General features: G+C 68.7%; 16 protein-coding genes. 4 read left to right on the top strand and 12 right to left on the bottom strand.

Features of this window, described 5'->3' with window-relative positions; all coding sequences use genetic code 11:
• Positions 1-55: 55 nt before the first annotated feature.
• On the bottom strand, positions 56-2,266 hold the full coding sequence (locus AB0B61_RS50710) for a hypothetical protein (protein ID WP_358448410.1): 2,211 nt from the start codon (positions 2,264-2,266) through the stop codon (positions 56-58).
• Positions 2,267-2,647: 381 nt separating this feature from the next.
• Here AB0B61_RS50710 and AB0B61_RS50705 point away from each other — a divergent pair, with 381 nt between their 5' ends.
• The gene (locus tag AB0B61_RS50705; protein ID WP_358448408.1) at positions 2,648-3,907 is read left to right on the top strand and encodes a nucleotide sugar dehydrogenase; all 1,260 of its coding nucleotides are present in this window, start codon (positions 2,648-2,650) and stop codon (positions 3,905-3,907) included.
• 39 nt (positions 3,908-3,946) lie between these two features.
• On the opposite strand, the gene AB0B61_RS50700 is transcribed toward AB0B61_RS50705, so the two are convergent.
• Entirely contained in the window at positions 3,947-4,819 is an 873-nt protein-coding gene (locus tag AB0B61_RS50700) for an SDR family oxidoreductase (RefSeq protein ID WP_358448406.1), read from the bottom strand.
• Positions 4,820-5,000: 181 nt separating this feature from the next.
• On the opposite strand from AB0B61_RS50700, the gene AB0B61_RS50695 reads away from it, so the two are divergent.
• The gene (locus AB0B61_RS50695) at positions 5,001-6,059 is read left to right on the top strand and encodes a dihydrodipicolinate reductase (RefSeq protein ID WP_358448404.1); all 1,059 of its coding nucleotides are present in this window, start codon (positions 5,001-5,003) and stop codon (positions 6,057-6,059) included.
• A 52-nt stretch (positions 6,060-6,111) separates the two neighbouring features.
• Here AB0B61_RS50695 and AB0B61_RS50690 read toward each other — a convergent pair whose 3' ends face one another.
• The 10 genes from AB0B61_RS50690 to AB0B61_RS50645 form a co-directional block, all read right to left on the bottom strand.
• On the bottom strand, positions 6,112-6,600 hold the full coding sequence (locus AB0B61_RS50690) for a flavin reductase family protein (protein WP_357643255.1): 489 nt from the start codon (positions 6,598-6,600) through the stop codon (positions 6,112-6,114).
• Positions 6,597-7,112 carry an NAD(P)H-dependent oxidoreductase gene (locus AB0B61_RS50685; RefSeq protein WP_358448402.1) on the bottom strand — a complete coding sequence of 172 codons (516 nt, stop codon included), beginning with the start codon at positions 7,110-7,112 and terminating at the stop codon, positions 6,597-6,599. The genes AB0B61_RS50690 and AB0B61_RS50685 overlap by 4 nt, the downstream gene beginning before the upstream one ends.
• A complete protein-coding gene (locus AB0B61_RS50680) occupies positions 7,109-8,389 on the bottom strand; it encodes an LLM class flavin-dependent oxidoreductase (RefSeq protein ID WP_358448426.1) in 1,281 nt (426 codons plus the stop codon). The genes AB0B61_RS50685 and AB0B61_RS50680 overlap by 4 nt, the downstream gene beginning before the upstream one ends.
• A gap of 2 nt (positions 8,390-8,391) precedes the next feature.
• The gene (locus AB0B61_RS50675; protein WP_358448400.1) at positions 8,392-9,264 is read right to left on the bottom strand and encodes an ABC transporter permease; all 873 of its coding nucleotides are present in this window, start codon (positions 9,262-9,264) and stop codon (positions 8,392-8,394) included.
• Positions 9,224-10,021 (bottom strand): ABC transporter ATP-binding protein, encoded by a 798-nt coding sequence (locus tag AB0B61_RS50670; protein WP_358448398.1) that lies wholly within the window; start codon positions 10,019-10,021, stop codon positions 9,224-9,226. The genes AB0B61_RS50675 and AB0B61_RS50670 overlap by 41 nt, the downstream gene beginning before the upstream one ends.
• The gene (locus tag AB0B61_RS50665; protein WP_358448396.1) at positions 10,021-11,016 is read right to left on the bottom strand and encodes an ABC transporter substrate-binding protein; all 996 of its coding nucleotides are present in this window, start codon (positions 11,014-11,016) and stop codon (positions 10,021-10,023) included. Before AB0B61_RS50665 ends, AB0B61_RS50670 begins: the two co-directional genes overlap by 1 nt.
• Before the next feature lie 185 nt (positions 11,017-11,201).
• The gene (locus AB0B61_RS50660; protein WP_358448394.1) at positions 11,202-12,266 is read right to left on the bottom strand and encodes an MBL fold metallo-hydrolase; all 1,065 of its coding nucleotides are present in this window, start codon (positions 12,264-12,266) and stop codon (positions 11,202-11,204) included.
• Positions 12,267-12,332: 66 nt separating this feature from the next.
• Positions 12,333-12,950 (bottom strand): hypothetical protein, encoded by a 618-nt coding sequence (locus AB0B61_RS50655; RefSeq protein WP_358448392.1) that lies wholly within the window; start codon positions 12,948-12,950, stop codon positions 12,333-12,335.
• Positions 12,951-12,979: 29 nt separating this feature from the next.
• On the bottom strand, positions 12,980-14,245 hold the full coding sequence (locus AB0B61_RS50650) for an MFS transporter (protein WP_358448390.1): 1,266 nt from the start codon (positions 14,243-14,245) through the stop codon (positions 12,980-12,982).
• Complete coding sequence (locus tag AB0B61_RS50645; protein WP_358448388.1) at positions 14,245-14,817, bottom strand: helix-turn-helix domain-containing protein; 573 nt, start codon at positions 14,815-14,817, stop codon at positions 14,245-14,247. The genes AB0B61_RS50650 and AB0B61_RS50645 overlap by 1 nt, the downstream gene beginning before the upstream one ends.
• 75 nt (positions 14,818-14,892) lie before the next feature.
• On the opposite strand from AB0B61_RS50645, the gene AB0B61_RS50640 reads away from it, so the two are divergent.
• Positions 14,893-15,534, top strand: a complete 642-nt coding sequence (locus tag AB0B61_RS50640) for a phenylalanine--tRNA ligase beta subunit-related protein (RefSeq protein ID WP_358448386.1) — start codon at positions 14,893-14,895, stop codon at positions 15,532-15,534.
• Positions 15,535-15,738: 204 nt separating this feature from the next.
• The gene (locus AB0B61_RS50635; RefSeq protein WP_358448384.1) at positions 15,739-19,389 is read left to right on the top strand and encodes a multifunctional oxoglutarate decarboxylase/oxoglutarate dehydrogenase thiamine pyrophosphate-binding subunit/dihydrolipoyllysine-residue succinyltransferase subunit; all 3,651 of its coding nucleotides are present in this window, start codon (positions 15,739-15,741) and stop codon (positions 19,387-19,389) included.
• Position 19,390: the final 1 nt, after the last annotated feature.

The raw sequence follows: 19,390 nt of genomic DNA, 5'->3' as shown, positions 1-19,390 counted from the left end.
TCACGGCATCGGACGACCCGACCCGCGATCAACCGGGAGCCACGCGGATCCCCACCTACGTCATGTCCGACAGCTGGTAAACGGCATGGTCTTCGGAGCGGAAACGGAGCTGCGCGAAGGCTGAGAGGTCGGCGCCGGCACTCATCCGGCGTTCGTCCACGAAGAGCCACCTGACTCCATAATGGTCACGCAGGTATCGGACCGCGTCCGATGAGGGCGCCTGGAACACCGCATCGTTGGCCCGAATTCGCTCGCGATCCCAGAAAGGAAGATTCTCCTTCACCTTCCCGGGGCTCCGGCTGTCCATGTTGGTCGCTGTATAGGCCCACCCTTCGACCAGGACACGTCGTTCACTCAGTGCGGTCGCCCAAAATTCGCGGCTGTCGCATGGGCTCTCGTATCCCCAGCGGCAGTGCGTGTTCGTGGCGATGAGGTCGTCGGGATCCGAATGGGCGCGCAGCCAGTTCCCCGCGGCGAAGGCGCCCTTGGGAATCGCCGGGGCAGGCGCGGTCCCGTACGGGTCCCGTACGCTTGCCGCCTGGCTCCCGTACAGGTCGGGCATGACATTCGCGAACCAGGCGGCGGGCGTGCCCGCGGCCGTGACCATGCAGATCACCAGGGCACAGATACGAAGCTTGCTCTGGCGCGCGGCACGCATCACCAGAACGCCCAGGAGGACGACGCCCAGCAGGGCGATGTAAGGCAGATACAGGACGGTCTCGTCCTCCCCCGGGCCCAGGGGAATCTTGACAGCGCAGAGCATCCGGATGACGTAGACAGCCGTCACCCCGATGCCGGCCGCGATCGCCATCGCCCGGAGCGTCACTCCCGCCCGCCGGGCGATGCAGCCGATTCCGTAGACCGCGATCATCGCCAGGTAGGGATAGGACGCCTGCAGGAAGTACCCCTGTGACAGATGCGGATGGCCGAGCATGAGCGCGGCCCCGAGACCGGCCGCGCTCATGCTCAGCACCAGCACCACCACGGGTTGCGCGAGCAACCGCGGCCGGCTCAGGAGCCCGAGGGCTCCGCACCACGTTATGACCCCGCTCAGGACACACAGCAGGGTGACGCCGAGCACGGAGGCCGTCGACACCTCGGCCGCGTCGCCCGCGCCGGTCAGGTCTCCCAAGGTCACACGTATGATCGACAGCGGGTCGACGACGAGCCCCTGCCGCGCGCCGCCGTACAACCCGAACTGCGCGAAGAGCAGGCACGTCGCGGTCAGCCCCAGCGCCGCGAGTGCTCGACGAGGCAGGCAGAACGATCTGGCCGCCTCGACCAGCACGACCATCACCAGCCCGGCCGCGAGCAAGGGCAGGAAGGTGGCCTTGGCCCCCATGACCGCCACGAGCATGATTCCCAGGACCACCCACCAGCCCCGTGGCTGCCGCCGGCGTCCGAGAAGGTCAATGAGCAGCACGACGATCGGGGCGAAGAGCAGGGCCCCGAAAGTCTGGCTCGGGCTTACCCATGACTGTATGGCCCTCCAGGAGAACACTCCGGTGGCCGTACCCAGGTAGAAGCTGGGCGCCGTGATGAGGATCGTGCTCGCGACCGCGGCCAGCGCGCCCATCCGCGAGCCGGTCACGCGCCGGCCGACCAGCCCGAGAAGCACAACGAGCGCGGCGAGCATGGGCAGCACGGCTAGGCGGTAAAGCAGCACCCGGGGTTCCACTCCCGTGATCCAGCTGGCCGCCGCCATATGCGCGTGCACGAACCAGTGGTACCCCAGGGGTTCTCCGGCGACCCCGGGCATCGTGGGAGGCATGTGGTGTTTCAACTCGCCGATCAGGGCCAGGTGAAACGGCATGTCGACGTACGATCTCCCGATCGCCGGCCAGGTGAGGGCTTGGGTCCGGTAGAAGTTGACGGCGATCCACCCGACCAGGTAGATCACGGCCAGCGCGGTGCACCACGACCACCACAGCGGCGTCCGGCCCGCGCGGGACGCGCCCTTCCAGCGCCTGCGCAGCTGGGGGACGGCAAGGAAGATCGCATAGGTGCCGATCGGCCATGCCGCGACGAGCAAGGGCTGGCCGAGCGCACGGGCCGGTATGTAGGTGAGGATCTCGAGCGCGTAGCCGAGCGTCACGCCAAGTGCGATCTCCTCCGGCAGCGTGTGCGCACGCCGGTAGAGGACCCGGATCCACAGCAGGCCCGGCAGCGCTATGCCCAGCGCGACATAGCCGCTGAAGAAGGCCAGGTCCCTGACGGACACCCCATAGGAGCCCAGCACACCACCGACACAGGCGATCACGGCCATCGTCGGCAGCCACGGAGAGAGACTTCTCTGTAGCCGGCGTGAGGCGGCGCGTTTTCCCTGAGGCCGTGCTCCGTCCGCTTCTGTGCCGGGCACAGGTTCGGCGGGCAGCGCGGAACGCAGAGAGGGTGGGGCTTCGGCCATGCGCGCAAGTCTGACGACGCCGATGCCTTGGACATGGGCCAAAGCCCAAGTACAGCGATGTTCTTGCCGGTCCTTGGCGGGGTTTTCAGGTTTGCCGGTGCCGTAGGCGGTCAAGCGCTTGGAGGTTGCGCCGGAATCGGACACAAGACGACACGCCGGGGCCGCCGTCGAATCAGGATATGAGAATGCTGGACTCCTACAGTCGGTCGTATCTCATCTCTAAGTGACGGGGGTCCTGATATGAGAGAGAAGCTGGTGATCGTCGGACAGGGGTACGTCGGCCTGCCCTTGGCGATGCGGGCGGTCGACGCGGGATTCGACGTCGTGGGTATCGACGTGGACGAGTGGCGGATCAAGCGGTTGAACGCCGGTGAGTCCTATGTCGAGGACATCGATGACGACCAACTGGCCACCGCGCACCGCTGTGGCCGCTATCTGGCCAGCACCGATTACGCCGACGCCGAGAGATTCGACATATGTGTGATCACCGTGCCGACGCCGCTTCGCGAGGGCGTGCCCGATCTCCGGCACATCGCCTCGGCCGCCCAATCCATCGCGCCGCTCCTTCGGCCGGGCGCCACAGTGGTGCTGGAGTCCACGACTTACCCCGGAACCACCGAGGAATATCTCCTGCCCCTGCTTCAGGAAGGCTCCGGACTGCAGGCGCCCGAGGATTTCTACCTCGGCTACAGCCCCGAACGGATCGACCCGGGAAACACCCGCTGGCGGCTGGAGAACACCCCGAAGATCGTGTCCGGCATCGACGAGTCCTCGCTGAAAAGAGTCCAGGCTTTCTACGAGCGCATCGTGCGGGATGCCGTTCCCGTCTCCTCGGTCCAGGTGGCCGAGCTGAGCAAGCTCCTGGAGAACACCTTCCGGCACATCAACATCGCCCTGGTGAACGAGCTGGCCATCTTCGCGCGGCAGCTGGGGATCGACGTCTGGGAGGCCATCGACGCCGCCTCCACCAAACCGTTCGGCTACATGCGCTTCACCCCCGGCCCGGGCGTCGGCGGGCACTGCCTGCCGATCGACCCGTCCTATCTGTCGTGGAAGGTCAAGCGCAGCCTGGGGCACAACTTCCGGTTCGTGGAGCTGGCGAATGACATCAACGACCACATGCCGGATCACGTCATCCACCGGCTGGCCCTCGCGCTGAACCAGCGCTCCAGGTCGATCAAGGGCAGCCGGGTGGTCGTGCTCGGCCTCGCCTACAAGAAGAACGCGGGCGACTGCCGCGAATCACCGGCGATCGAGGTGGCCAGGGCTCTGCGCAAGCTGGGTGCGGATGTGCGAGCCGCCGACCCGCACGTGGACCACTTCCTGCTGCCGCAGGGGATCGCGATCGTCGACGCCACGCGCCAGGAGCTCGCTCAGGCGGACGCGGTGCTGATCCTCACCGACCACGACTGCTTCGACTACGAGATGGTCGAGCAGGTGAGCGCCTTCGTCTTCGACACGCGCAACCGCTGCCGGGGGCCGAACGTCGAGCGGCTGTGAAACCCGGAGGGGGACTACAGGTAGCCCCCCTCCGCCGTCCTAGAGCATGGCCTTCATCGAATCAGCCGCCGACAGCACGTACGGCTGCTCGGCCATGACCGCCGCCCAGTTGTCCGCGAGCGACTCCGGCGTGAGCTCGTCCGACTTCCAGCCGGGCCCTTCGGCCACGAACACCCGCGCCACCCGCCCGCCGCCGACGCTGAACACCTCACCGCTCGACTCGCACGACTCGTGAACGAGGTAGGCCACCAGCGCGCTGACCCGCTCGGGCGTGAACTTGGCCTCGAACTCGGCCGGCAGCAGCGACTCGGTCATCCGCGTCCAGGCGATCGGCGCGATGGCGTTGGCCTTGATGCCGTTGCGGGCCCCCTCGATGCCGAGCGTCTTGGTCAGGCCGATCAGGCCCATCTTGGCGGTGGAGTAGTTGGCCTGACCGAAGTTGCCGAACAGGCCGGCCGGGCTGGAGGTGTTGACGATCCGGCCGTAGCCGGCCTCCTTCATGTACGGGTAGGCGGCCTGGCTGACCAGGTAGGAGCCGCGCACATGTACGGCCAGCACATTGTCGAAGTCCTCGACCGCCATCTTCCCGAACGACCTGTCACGCAGGATGCCCGCGTTGTTGACGACGATGTCGATCTTGCCGAACGCGTCGACCGCGGCCCGCACGATCGCCCTGGCCCCTTCCGGCGTGGCCACGTTGTCGGCGTTGGCGATGGCCTGACCGCCGTTCTTGGTGATGAGCTCGACCACGTCGGCGGCGGGACCCGCGGAGGCGCCGGTGCCGTCGAGCGCGCCGCCCAGGTCGTTCACGACGACCTTGGCGCCCCGCTCGGCCAGCAGGAGCGCGTGCGACCTGCCGAGACCGTGCCCGGCTCCCGTAATGATCGCGACCCTGTCATCGAACCGAAGCATCGAACCTCCAGCGCAGGAGAACAACGTTCTAGTAATGGCACAATAACCCGAGTCCGCCGCACTACGACTGATCGTCGCGGATAGTGATCAGAAGGTTTATTCTCTGCTAGAGTTCTGGGCTTCGAATGGGCGGCGACTCCCAGCTCCTGTCCGCCCTCCACCGGGCCTTCGGAGGCCGGACATGCCGGTAAACGCGCCCCTTCGCGTGGTTCAGTGGGCCACGGGAGCCGTCGGCCGCTATGCGCTGCGCAGCGTGCTCAGCAGGCCGGGGCTGGAGCTCGCGGGAGTCCTCGTCTATGACCACGACAAGATCGGCAAAGACGCCGGCGAGCTGGTCGGCCTGCCGTACGCCGGCGTGAGCTGCACGGACGACCCCGAGCGCGTCATGGCCATAGAGGCCGACTGCGTGCTGCACATGCCGCTGCCGTCCTTCTACTTCGGCCCGGACCGGAGCCTGGACCTGGAGACCATCTGCGCGCTGCTCGCCTCGGGCAAGAACGTCATCACGACCACCGGCTTCGTCTACCCCAAGTCGTACGGCCCCCACGTGGTGGAGCGCATCGAGGCCGCCTGTGACAAAGGCGGCACCACACTCCACGGCACCGGCATCAACCCGGGCTTCATGAGCGACTTCCTGCCGCTGGCGCTGACCGGGCTGTCGGACCGGGTCGACCACATCTACGTACGCGAGTCGTCGGACTTCCGCGGCCACCCCTCGCGCCAGGTCGTCGTGGACCTGGTCGGGTTCACCCGCACGGCCAAGGACTACGCCGAAGCGGTCCGGCCGTTCCGCACCTTCCAGCGCTCGCTCTTCGCCGAGAGCGTGCAACTCGTGGCCGACGCGCTCGACGTGCGGCTGGACGAGGTGGAGGAGCGCGACGAGTTCGAGGTGGCCGGGCGGGAGTTCGAGATCGCGGCCGGCCGGGTCGAGCAGGGCGCGGTGTGCGCGTCACGCTGGGTGTTCTCGGGGCTGGTGCGGGGGCGGCCGTTCATGACGGTCGAGGTGATCTACAAGGCCGACGCCGGCAAGGTGGCGCGCTGGCCGGAGCCGGGCTTCGCGATCCACATTGAGGGGGTGCCGCAGATGACGATGTCGATCGACGAGGTCTCCCACGGCCTGGCCGCCGCGGCCGCCCACGCCATCAACGCCATCCCCTCCGTCTGCACCGCTCCGCCCGGCATCCGCACCCTGCTTGACCTTCCCCTCCCCACCGCACGCGCCCGGGTCCGCATCCGTTAAGCGGGCGGGGGAAGGGCACGTACGGCGGGGGAAGCGTCAGGCGGGGAAAGCGTCAGTTGTGCGGGAGGAAGCGCCCGTACTGCCCGCGGTGATAGAGGAGCGGGCGGGCCGGGGTGGTCTGGGCGGCGGTGACCAGACCGACCACCAGCGTGTGGTCGCCTATCTCCACGGTCGTGTGGGGAATGCAGATGAGATGCGCGGAGACGTCCTCCAGCAACGGCGTGTCGTGCGGGCCGGGCCGCCAGCGGGTGGGCTCGGCGAAGCGGTCGATGCCGCGCCGGGCGAAGCGGGTGGCCAGGTCGTGCTGGTGCCCGGCCAGGACGTTCACCGCGAAATGGTCGGCCAGCCGGAGCCAGGGCCAGGTGGTGGACGACTGGTCGACATAGAAGGACACCAGCGGCGGATCGAGGCTCACCGAGGAGAACGAGGTCGCCGTCAGGCCCACCGGGACGCCCTCCGGTCTGGCCGTCACGATGACCACTCCGGCGGCGTGCTGGGCCAAGGCCGTACGGAACTCGTCGCGGTCCAGGGAAATGGTCATCTCAGCGCTCCTTCCCTGACCGTTATCTGCGGCACGACCTGATCTGCCCAGCGGGCCAAGGGCCCGTCGTCTCCTGGCAGCTCCGACTCCAGGAGGGCCAGACCGGGGGTGGGGACGAAGGCCCCCAGCTCCACCAGGAGAGGACGGAAGTGGACCTCCACCGCCAGGGCGTGCTTGAGGTCGCCCATGACGAGGATCGGCAGGGCGGCAGTGCCGGCCAGGGCGTTCGGGGGCAGCCGGTCGAGGAACGCCTTGAGCAGGCCGGTGTAGGTCGCCTTGTAGGTGGGGCTGGCCACGACGGCCACCGAGGCGCTGGTGAGGAGTTCGAGGGCGATCTCCAGATTCGCGCTGCTCTGCGGGAGGAGCAGTTCCGGGGCGAGGGCCGACAGGTCGATGACATCCCTCGGACCCGTGTGGCCGAGCCGGGCGGCGATGGCGTCGGTGGCCGCGACCGCCGCCCCCAGCGTGCGCGATCCGGCGCGCGGGTTGCCGACGACAGTGACGATGCTCATGAGGCGGTGGCCAATCCGTAGTGGTCGCGAAGGGTTCGGGCCTCGTACTCCTTGCGGAACAGGCCGCGGATCTGCAGTTCGGGGACGACCTGCTCGACGAAGTCCGCGAGGCCGCCCGGCAGGTGCGGGGGCATGATGTTGAAGCCGTCGGCCGCGCCGTTCTCGTACCACTCCTGGAGCTGGTCGGCGATCTGCTCGGGCGTGCCCGCGACGACCCGGTGGCCGCGGCCGCCGGCGAGCTTGCCGATGATCTCGCGGATCGACAGGTCGCCGCGCGCCGCCAGGTCCTTGATCAGCTTGATGCGGCTCTGCTGGCCGTCCGGGTTGGGTGGTATTTCCGGTAGCGGGCCGTCCAAGGGGTGGGCGGTGAGGTCGACGCCGAGGATGTTCGAGAGCTGCTGCACGCCGTACGCCGGGACGATGAGATCTTCCAGCTCCTTCTCCAGCCGCAGCGCCTCGCGCTCGGTGGAGCCGATGATGGGCGAGACGCCGGGAAGGATCTTGAGGTCCTGGGGACGGCGGCCGTACGCGGGGAGCCTGCCCTTGAGATCGGCGTAGAACTCCTGGGCGTCCTCGAGGGTCTGCTGCGCGGTGAACACCGCCTCCGCGAACCTCGCCGCGAACTCCTTGCCGTCCTCCGACGACCCGGCCTGGACGAGGAGAGGGCGGCCCTGGGGCGAGCGCTGGACGTTCAGCGGGCCCTGGACCTTGAAGTGCGTGCCCACGTGGTCGATCGGCTGGACCCGGGAGAGGTCGGCGTAGACCCCGGTGCGCCGGTCGCCGACGACCGCTCCGTCCGCCCAGCTCTCCCAGAGCGCGTTCGCCACCTGGAGGAACTCCTCCGCCCGGTGGTAGCGCTCGCTGTGCGGCGGGCGTTCGATGCCGAAGTTGCGGGCCTCGGCCTCGCCGGCGGAGGTGACGATGTTCCAGCCCGCCCGGCCGCCGCTGATGTGGTCCAGCGAGGCGAACTTGCGCGCCACGTGGAACGGCTCGTTGTACGTCGTGGACACCGTGGCGATCAGGCCGATGTGGTCGGTGACGGCGGCCAGGGCGGCGAGGAGGGTGAGGGGCTCCAGCCCGCCGAGCGCGTTGTGCCGGACATTTCCCCACAGGGCGAGGCCGTCGGCGAGGAACACCGAGTCCAGCTTGCCGCGTTCGGCGATCCGGGCCAGTTCCTGGAAGTGCCGGATGTCGGTGATGCGGCTCGGCTCGGTCAGCGGGTGCCGCCACGCGGCCTCGTGGTGGCCGACGCCCATCAGGAAGGCGTTCAGGTGCATGGTCACGTGGTCCTCCAGGTGGAGAAGCGTCGCTCCAGGCGTACGAGGAGCAGGTTGAACAGCAGGCCGAGCACCGAGATCGTGATGATCCCCGCGTACATGTCGGGCACCCGGAAGTTGTACTGCGCGTAGTTGATGAGGTAGCCGAGCCCCGCCTTGGCGCCGACCATCTCGGCGGCGATCAGCACGAGGATCGAGTACGCCCCGGCCAGGCGGATGCCGGTGAAGATGGTGGGCACCGCGGCGGGCAGGATGACCTTCTGGAACAGCCGGTACGGCCCGAGCCCCATGGACCTCGCCGACTTGATCAGGAGCGGGTCGACGCTTTTGACGCCCGCGATGGTGTTGAGCAGGATCGGCCAGGCGCAGGCGTACAGGATGATCGACACCTTGGACGTCTCCCCCAGCCCCAGGACCAGCACGAACACGGGCAGCAGGGCCAGGGCGGCGGTGTTGCGGAACAGCTCCAGGACCGGGTTCAGGAGCTCGGCCACCGGGCGGTACCAGCCGATCAGCAGACCCAGCGGGATGGCGACCACGATGGCCGCCCCGAACCCGGCCAGCGACCTGATCAAGGAGGCTTGGGCGTGGTCGGCCAGCTCGCCGCTGCGGAGCAGGTCGTACCAGGCGGTCAGGACGTCACTCAACGGCGGGAGGAAGGTGGGGTCCACCACCTGGGCCCTGGGCAGGATCTCCCAGACGGCGGCCAGCACGACGATCGCGGCGGACGCGTTGACCACCCGGCGGGCGACGCCCCAGAGGCTACGGCGCCGGACGGCGGCGGGACGCACCGGCGCGAGGGTCGTGACGGCGGGCGGGCGGAGGTGGTCCTCGTCAAGCGGGGAGACCGAGAGGCTGAGCGAAGGTCTGGCCAACGGGAGTCACCTCCTCGCGCAGCAGCGTCCAGATCGCGTGGCGGTATTCACCGAACACCGGATCGGCCCGCAGGTCCCCCTCGCGGGAGGCGAACGAGACCGGTACGACGGCCCGGATGCGACCGGGGCCTGGCGTCATGACGGCGACCCGCTGCCCCAGGTAGACCGCCTCGTCGATGCCGTGGGTGATGAACACGATGGTCTTGCCGGTCTTGTTCCAGATGCGGAGCAGCTCCTCCTGGAGGGACTCGCGGGTCTGGGCGTCGAGGGCGGCGAACGGCTCGTCCATGAGCAGGACGTCCGGGTCGTAGGCGAGGCTGCGGGCGATGGCGACCCGCTGCCTCATGCCGCCCGAGAGCTCGTGCGGGTAGCGCTCGTCGAAGCCGTGCAGCCCGACCAGGTCGAGGTAGCCGCGGGCGCGCTCACGGCGTTCGCGCCGCGGCACCCCCTTGGCCTCCAGCCCGAACTCCACGTTCGCCACCGCGGTCCGCCAGGGGAACAGCGCGTACTGCTGGAAGACGATGCCCCGATCGAGCCCCGGACCCGTGACGGGGACGCCGTCGATGCGGATCTCGCCGCGCGTGGGCAGGGTCAGGCCGCTGAGCAGGTCGAGAAGGGTGGACTTGCCGCATCCGCTGGGGCCGACGAGCGTGAGGAACTCGCCTTCGGCCACGTCGAGCGAGATGTCGGACAGAGCGGTGAAAGAGCTGCCGCGGACGGCGAACTCCTTGGTCACGGACACGAACTCGATCTTCATCAGGAGCCTCCCGAGACGAACGGGTTGTAGGCGTTGGTGTAGACGTCCTGGGGCTTGATCTGACCGGGCTTGATCTCGCCCGCGCCCTCCAGCCAGGAGATCCACCGCTGGAACTCCTGCGGCTCGATCACCCCGCCCTTGGTCGCGACGCCGCTGCTCTTCCAGAAGCCGACGGTGGTGGAGTCCTCGTTCCTGGCCCGCTTGGCGATGATCTTCTTGAACTCGGCCACGACCTCTTCACGGGTGTGCGTCTGGGTCCACTGGATGGCCTTGGCAGTGGCCTCGACGAACTTCCTGGTCGTGTTCGGGTTCTGCTTGATGAAGCGGTCGGTCAGTACGTACGTCCCGGCCGAGAAGTCGCCGAACAGGTCGACGTCCTTGAACAGGGTCGTGAGACCGCCACGCTCCAGCGCCTTGTCGCGCAGGATGCCGCCGAGCGCGGCCACGTCGATCTGTTTCTGGCGCAACGACTGCTCGGCGCTGACGGGTGGGACGGCGACCAGTTCGACCTGCTTGATCTCGGCCGGGGTCAGGCCGCCGCGCTTGAGGTATTCCTTCAGCACGGCTTCGGCGTGGGCGCCCAGGGTGTTCATGCCGACCTTCTTGCCGATCAGGTCGCGGGCGCTGTGGATCGGGCTGTCCTGGAGGGTGAAGTAGCCCTGGTAGGAGTTCTGGTCACTGCCGTAGTAGCTGATCACGGCCTTGATCGGGGCCTTGGCGGCGACGAGCTTGACCACGGCGCCGTTGAACGCGCCACCGAAGTCGCTCTGTCCCGTGGCGGCCGTCTGGATGTCCTGCGGTCCGCTGGTCGTGTTGCCGATCCACTTGAGCTTGACGGGTTTGAGATAGCCGAGCTCCTCGGCCAGCTCGGGGAAGGTGACGGTGCCGACACTGCCCTGGTAGCGCAGTTCCTGGGTTTCGGCGGCGCCCTGGGCGGTGCCGCACGCCGTGACGGCGAGGAGAAGAGGGACAAGGGAAGCGAGACGCTTGATCACGAGATGTCCTCAAATAAAGGGGGACGGGGGCTAAGTCGTGATCAGTGACACTGTGCGCTGACGACGCGGCAGAAGTCGACATGCGCGCGCCGGGTGAGGTCCGGGCTCATGCACTCGACGCTACGCAGCCGTGGTCAAGAAGTCAACATTTCCTACTGGGTTTACATGAAATAAATGTCACCTGGTCAGGCCCCCGCGAACCACAGCTCCGGCTCGCCGAGCACCCGCCGCGCCCGTCCCCGCGACTCCAGCCACACCAGGTGCGCCAGCGTCTCGTTGGTGGCCGCGCGCCGCATGAACGGCGGGATCGTCTCCCAGGGCCGCGACCAGGTCAGGCCGGTCGCGATGTCCCAGCAGCAGATCCCGTCGGAGGCGCCCGCGAGCATCCGCTCGATCTCCGCCAGCCGCTCCTCGTGATGCGCCATCACGTAGTCGACCCGTTCGGCCAGCTCCAGGAACCGGTACTCGTGCGCGGGCAGCACCTCCTCCACATCCAGCTTCCGTACGGCGGCCAGCGCGTCGAGGTAGTCGGCCAGCGGATTGGGCGCGGACTGCGGATGCACGGCCACCATCGGCGTGATCTTGGCCAGCACGTGATCGCCGGAGAACAGCAGTTTCCTGGACGGCGACACGAAGCAGAGGTGGCCGGGCGAGTGGCCGGGGGTCCAGACGGCCCGCAGGTCCCAGCCGGGCAGGTCCAGCCGGTCGCCGTCCTCGACCAGCCGGTCGGGCTTGGCCATCGACACCATGTGCCTGATCATCATCGAGGCGCCGGCCAGCTCGTCCAGGGTCAGCTCGGGCACCCCGGACCGGACCAGCAGCGCCCGTTCGCGCTCGACCAGCGAGTCGATGGCGCTGTCGTCGTAGCGATCGTGGACGAGGCGCGCGTCGGCGGGGTGCAGGGCGATCCACGCGCCCGACATCTCCCGGACCCGCCCGGCCAGGCCGTAGTGATCGGGATGGATGTGGGTCACCAGTACGCCCTTGACGTCGGTGATCGCGTACCCGGCGACCCGCAACCCCGCGACGAGCGCCTCGTAGGCCTCGTCGGTGTTCCAGCCGGCATCGACGATGGCGACCCCGTCGGGCAGTTCCAGGACGTAGACCAGCACGTAACGCAGGGGGTTGACCGGGATCGGCACCGGAACCGACCACAGTCCCGGCCGCACCCGCTCGACCTCGGGAATCGTTCCGCCGAGCCACGCCGCGCGCTGGGTCTCGCTGGATGGAGTCACCACAAACTTCGCCATGCTCAGCATTGTGCCCGAACCATGTTCTACTACCGATCAGCGGGCTGGCCCGGGAAAAGGCTGGTTTCAGTCGGCTGTGAGCCCCTCGGCGATCTTCAACAGCTCGCGCTTCGTCTTGGCGCCGCCGAGCTTCTTGGCGTACACCGGGCTGATCATCACCTCGGCCCGCCGCCCCTCGCTCATGGTCAGGAGGAGGCTCGGGGTGCCCTTCCCGCCGTCCTCGCCGACCCACTGGGTGATCAGGTACCCGGTCCGGTCGCCGATGGCCACCTCTTCACCCTTCCCGTCCTTGCGGTACTCCTGGACGCGGTCATCGGGTTCCTGGACGGCCGCGCCTTCGTACACGTAGATCTGGACGCAGTAGAAGCCGTGCTTGTCTCCGTCGTAGTTCCATGAGGTCGTGCACTTGTCGCCGAAGTTCAGGGACCAGTTGCCCCACCGCAACCCGTCGGGCAGGTAACCCACCTTGACGCGCCCGAAGGCCCTTCCGTCGCCCAGGTCCGCGAAATCGGGGGTCGGAGACGGGGGCATGGGGGTGTCGTCGATGGCGGGAGTGTCCGGCTGCGTCGGATCAGGGGTCGCGGGTGACGTGCTGACCGTGGGCGTCAGCACGGTCGTGGGGCTGGGCCCGAGGATCAGAAAGGCGGGGACCGCGGTGGCGACGACGGCCGCCGACACGGCCATGGCGGCGAACTTGACCCCGTACAGGCCCTTTACCGGGCGGGGCGAGCCGGCCGGGGCGCGGGCATGCGGACGAACAGCAGCGCGGAGGCCAGGACCACCCCCGCGGCGAGCGACCACGTGGCGGACAGGCCGGCCTGGGCGGCCAGGGTGCCGAACATCAGGTTGGGCAGCGCCGCCCCCGCCTGCAGGGACAGCGAGCTCGTCGAGGTCACCGTCGTGCGCTGCGCGGCCGTGACGGCGTGGTGCGTCATCTCCGAGCACAGCACCCCGGCCACCGAAAGGCCGACGAACATGACGACATAGGCCAGCCCGGTGCCCGCGAAACCGGGCGCCCCGTCGAGGCCCGCCGTGGCCGCCAGGGCGGCGATGGCCAGCGCGGTCAGGACGACGCCCGCCACCGCGCCGCGTACCGAACCGCCCGCCGCCCTGGCCACCCGGGGCACGATCGTGCTGCCCACCGCGCTGCCGGCGAACCCGAGCGCCGCCACGACGGCATAGCCGGTGCTGCCCAGCTCCGCCGTGCCCGCCAGCGCCGCCAGCCTGCCGGGGGTGAGCAGCTCGACGCTGGCCAGCGCGACGCCCGACGCCGCGGCGGCCAGCATCAGGCGACGCAGCAGCGGTCCACCCGCCGCCAGCCGCACGCCCTCGGCCACGGTCGCGGGCACATCCCGGACCACCCGCCCGAGCGACCGCCCGACGCGCTGCGGGTGCGCGGCCTCGGGCAGCGCGAAGAGCACCGTCACCAGCAGCACGAGCCCGGCCGCCGCGCCCAGCAGCGGCGGCAGCGCCAGGGGCGTCATCACCGCCGGCGGCACCGCGAGCGGCGCGAACCCGCCTGCCAGCACGCCCAGCAGCAGCGCCACCGACTCCATCGCACCGCCGCGCGCCAGGCCCGGCTTGAGGTCGGCGTCCGGTCCTTCGAGGTCGTGGAGCGTGTCGACGTACCAGGCGGCGGCGGGGCCGCTGGACAGGGCACGGGCGACGCCCTTGAGCACACCGGTGGCCAGGAACATCCAGAACGTGGTCGAGACCGCCATCAGCGTGAGCGCGGCGACGGTGAACGCGGCCGAGATCGCCAGGACCGTCCGGCGGCCGATCACGTCGGCCAGGCCGCCGGTGGGCAGTTCGAGGCTGATGGTGACGATCGAGAACACCACGACGGCGAGCCCGACCTGGGCCAGGCTGAGTCCCCGTTCGGTCATCAGCAGCACCATGACGGCGCTCATCAGGCCGGGCGGCAGCCAGGTCAGGAAGCTGACCAGCAGGTAACGGCGTAACGCGGATCGGGCTGTCATCAGCCGTCCTCCCCGTCCAGCGGCCCGCGAGGGAAGACCGCCGACCAGACGCTCATCGGCACGGCGCCGGGATCGTCCGCGTAGCGTTCGCTGAGCTCGCGCACCAGCGCGTCGACGCGCTCGCTGAGCTCACGGACACCCGCGGCGGGCAGCCGCACCAGATGGTCGCTCATCCCGGAGACCTCGACCAGCTCGGCGGGCCACTCCCCCGCTTCGAAGGCCTCGACCGCCCGCCCCAGCGCCTCCAGCTGGCGCAGCTGCATGATCCGGACGGCCTCCTGCCCCTCGGGCGTGGCCGCCATCTCCAGGTTGTCCCAGGAGGTGTACTGATGGCGGGCCCGCCAGCGGCGTTCCCGGCCGTCGCGCCGCTCGGGGTCCTCCTCGATGAAGCCGTACTTGGCCAGCTCGCGCAGGTGGTAGCTGGTCGAGCCGGAGCTCTCCCCTACCTTGCGCCCCAGCTCGCTGGCCGTCGCGGGACCGTCGCCGCGCAGCAGGCCGAGCAGCCGCACCCGCAGGGGGTGCGCCACCACCTTGAGCACCTGAGGATCGCTGATCTTGAACTGCTCTTCCATAGTCGAAGGCTAAACCGCAAAGGCAATTTTGCAAAGAGAATTTTGCGAGTTTCCCTGACGAATAAACTGGGCCGCATGCTTGATGAGATCTGGGTGGACGAGGCGGTCTTCGCCCTGCGTCCCGACTTCGCGGTGCTGGTCATGACGGCGCACGGCCTGCGCAACGGGCCCACCGACGACCGTTCCCGCGCCTGGCTGGCCGCGGCCTCGGAGCAGCCCGTACAGACCGAGAAGATCGACGCGTGGAAGGACGCCTACCGCGCGTTCGGCGCCAAGCCACAGAAGACCAGACCCTCGGTCGACGCCCTGACCCGCAGGCTGCCGCTGCCGGAGATCAACCAGGCCGTCGACGCCTACAACTCGATCAGCGTGAAGCACGCGCTGCCGATCGGCGGCGAGGACCTCGACCACTACGCCGGCCCGCCGCGACTGCTCAGGGCGGACGGCGACGAGGAGGCGGAGGCGCTCGGCGCCCCGGAGCCCGGCGAGGTGATCTGGCGCGACGACACCGGCGTCACCTGCCGCAGGTGGAACTGGCGCCAGGTGGCGCGCACCCGGCTCACCGAGGAGACCACGAACGCGATCTTCATCCTGGAGCGGCTGGAGCCGATGTCCATGGAGGAGCTCAAGGAGGCGGGCGAGGAGTTGGCGAACCTGCTGACCGAGCTGTCCCCGGAGGTGCGGATCAGCACCAGAGTGCTGTCTGGGGTGAAATAAACCTGCCGCACAGCTGTTGATACCAAACAGTGATAATTGCGGCACCCCCTGGATTGACTAGGGGGGCGTGACCTCTTCGGACTCTCTTGAGAGGATCGGGCGAGGCCGCGGGGCGTCTCTTGCGCGCGCCGCCGGGCAAGACGAGTAACCTTGGACAGGTTCTCTAACATCAACGCCGATCTGCGGAAGAGGGCGATTTCCGCCGTGTCGTCTGAGTCGTCGCGGACAAACCCGCTGGCAAGCTTTGGACAGAACGAGTGGCTTGTCGACGAGCTGTACCAGAAGTACCTCCAAGATCCCGAGTCTGTGGACCGGGCTTGGTGGAACTTCTTCGCTGACTACAACCCTGATTATGGACCGGGCAGAATGCCCGCCAAGGAGGCGGCGAACGGCACAGTGACCGCCCCGGCTCCCACGGCGGCTCCACCCAAGGCCGCACCGGCTGCCCCGGTCCCCGATGTCAAGCCGAAGCAGCCTGCGGCCCCGGTGCCCGCGGGCGCCGAGGAAGTCAAACTGCGCGGTGCCGCCGCACGCACCGCCGCCAACATGGACGCCTCGCTCGTCATTCCGAGCGCGACCAGCGTCCGGGCCATCCCGGCCAAGTTGCTCATCGACAACCGCATTGTGATCAACAATCACCTCAAGCGGGGACGCGGCGGCAAGGTCTCCTTCACGCACCTGATCGGCTATGCCGTCATCAAGGCGCTGCGGGCCATGCCGGAGATGAACTACTCCTACACCGAGGTCGACGGCAAGCCGACCCTGGTCAAGCCGCAGCACGTAGGGCTCGGCCTGGCCATCGACGTCCAGAAGAGCAACGGCGAGCGGCAGCTCATGGTGCCTTCCATCAAGGGCGCCGAGGACATGGACTTCCGGCAGTTCTGGATGGCCTACGAGGAGGTCGTCCGCAAGGCCCGCTCGGGCAAGCTCGGAGTCGACGACTTCGCGGCCACCACGATCTCGCTGACCAACCCCGGCACGATCGGCACCGTCCACTCGGTCCCGCGCCTGATGCCCGGCCAGGGCACCATCATCGGCGTCGGCGCGATGGAATACCCGGCCGAATACCAGGGCGCCTCACCCGACACGCTCTCGCGCCTGGCCGTCTCCAAGGTCATGACGCTGACCAGCACCTATGACCACCGGATCATCCAGGGCGCCCAGTCGGGCGACTTCCTGCGCACGATCCACCGGCAGCTGCTCGGCGAGGACGGCTTCTACGACGAGATCTTCGAGGCGCTGCGGATCCCCTACGAGCCGGTCCGCTGGGTCCAGGACATCTCGGCCTCGCACGATGACGACGTGGCCAAGTCCGCTCGGGTGATCGAGCTGATCCACGCCTACCGCGTCCGCGGCCACCTCATGGCCGAGACCGACCCGCTGGAGTACAAGCAGCGCAAGCACCCCGACCTCGACATCCAGTCCCATGGCCTGACGCTGTGGGACCTGGAGCGCGAGTTCGCGACCGGCGGCTTCGGCGGCCGGCCACTGATGAAGCTGCGCGAGATCCTGGGTGTGCTGCGCGACTCCTACTGCCGCACGGTCGGCATCGAGTACATGCACATCCAGAACCCCGAGGAGCGGTCCTGGATCCAGGCGCGGATCGAGAAGCCGCACGCCTCCCCGGCCCGTGACGAGCAGCTCAACATCCTGAGCCGGCTCAACACGGCCGAGGCCTTCGAGACGTTCCTGCAGACCAAGTTCGTCGGGCAGAAGCGCTTCTCGCTGGAGGGCGGCGAGTCCCTGATCCCGCTGCTCGACTCGGTGATCAGCGACGCCGCCGACGACGACCTCGACGAGGTCGTCATGGGCATGGCCCACCGCGGCCGGCTCAACGTGCTGGCCAACATCGTCGGCAAGTCCTACGGGCAGATCTTCGGTGAGTTCGAGGGCAACATCGACCCGCGCACCGCGCACGGCTCGGGTGACGTGAAGTACCACCTGGGCGCGTCGGGCACCTTCACCGCTCCCAGCGGCAAGACGATCGGCGCCTCCGTGGTGGCCAACCCGTCTCACCTGGAGGCGGTCGACCCGGTGCTCGAAGGCGTCGTCCGCGCCAAGCAGGACCTGCTGGAGCGCGGCGAGGAGGGCTTCACGGTCCTGCCGATCCTCATCCACGGCGACGCGGCCTTCGCCGGCCAGGGCGTCGTGGCCGAGACGCTCAACCTGTCGCAGCTGCGCGGCTACCGCACCGGCGGCACCGTGCACGTGGTGGTCAACAACCAGGTCGGCTTCACGACATCACCCGCTTCGTCCAGGTCGAGCGTCTACGCGACCGACGTGGCCCGGATGATCCAGGCGCCGATCTTCCACGTCAACGGCGACGACCCCGAGGCCGTGGTCCGCGTGGGCGAGCTGGCCTACGAATACCGCCAGGCGTTCCGCAAGGACGTCGTCATCGACCTGATCTGCTACCGCCGCCGCGGCCACAACGAGGGCGACAACCCCGCCTTCACCCAGCCGCTGATGTACGACCTGATCGACGCCAAGCGCTCCACTCGGAAGCTCTACACCGAGGCGCTGATCGGCCGGGGCGACATCACGGTGGAGGAGGCCGAGCAGGCGCTGCGCGACTACCAGGCCAAGCTGGAGCAGGCGTTCACCGAGACCCGCGAGGCGGCGAAGAAGCCGCCGGAGGCGGGTGCGATGCGGGTGCCGCCCGCTGAGGTGATCAAGTGGTCGCACAACGACACGCCGACCGAGATCACCGACGAGACGCTCAAGCGGATCGTCGACACCCAGCTCAACCTGCCCGAGGGCTTCACGCCGCACCCGCGCCTGGCGCCGGTGCTGCAACGCCGCGGCCAGGCGGTCGAGCAGGACGCGATCGACTGGAGCATGGGTGAGACGCTGGCCTTCGGCTCGCTGCTCATCGACGGCCACCCGGTCCGCGTGGTCGGCCAGGACACCCGCCGGGGCACGTTCACCCAGCGCCACGCGGTGCTGGTCGACCGGGTGACCGGCGAGGATCACACCCCGCTCAAGGTCTTCAACCAGGGCACCACGAAGTTCTACATCTACGACTCGCTGCTCAGCGAGTTCGCGGCGCTGGGCTTCGAGTACGGCTACAGCGTCGTGCGACCCGATGCCCTGGTGGCCTGGGAGGCCCAGTTCGGCGACTTCGTCAACGGCGCCCAGACGATCATCGACGAGTTCATCTCGTCCGGTGAGCAGAAGTGGGGCCAAAGGTCGGCGGTCGTGCTGCTGCTGCCGCACGGCTTCGAGGGCCAGGGTCCCGACCACTCCTCGGCCCGCATCGAACGGTTCCTGCAGGTCTGCGCGCTCGACAACATGACGGTCGCGCAGCCCACCACTCCGGCCAACTACTTCCACCTGCTCAGGTGGCAGGTCGAGTCGGGCAGGCGCAAGCCGATGGTCGTCTTCACGCCGAAGTCGCTGCTGCGTCACAAGCGGGCCGTCTCGAAGGCGTCCGACTTCACCACGGGCACCTTCCAGCCGGTGCTCGGCGACACCATCGTCGAGCCGGGCAAGGTCACCAAGGTCGTGCTCTCCTCGGGCAAGATCTACTACGACCTGCTCGACCGGCGCGAGAAGTCGGGCCGCGACGACGTCGCACTGGTCCGTCTGGAGCGGCTCTACCCGTTCCCGGCTGAGGAGCTCGCCGCCGAGCTCTCCCGCTACGGCTCGCAGGCCGAGCTGGTGTGGGCGCAGGACGAGCCGGTCAACATGGGGCCGTGGCCGTACCTCACGCTCAAGCTGGCCGAGGACCCGGACCTGCTGAACGGCCGCGCGCTACGTCGCGTCTCGCGGACTCCCAACAGTTCGCCCGCGACCGGCTCGCACTCCTCCCACGACAACGAGCTCGAGGGAATCTTGAGCGAGCTGTTCGGCTAGT

It is taken from the genome of Nonomuraea sp. NPDC049158 (assembly GCF_040648335.1).
Classification (GTDB): domain Bacteria; phylum Actinomycetota; class Actinomycetes; order Streptosporangiales; family Streptosporangiaceae; genus Nonomuraea.
Note: the sequence above shows the minus strand (reverse complement) of the source record. Positions and strands in the feature narration are given on the sequence as shown.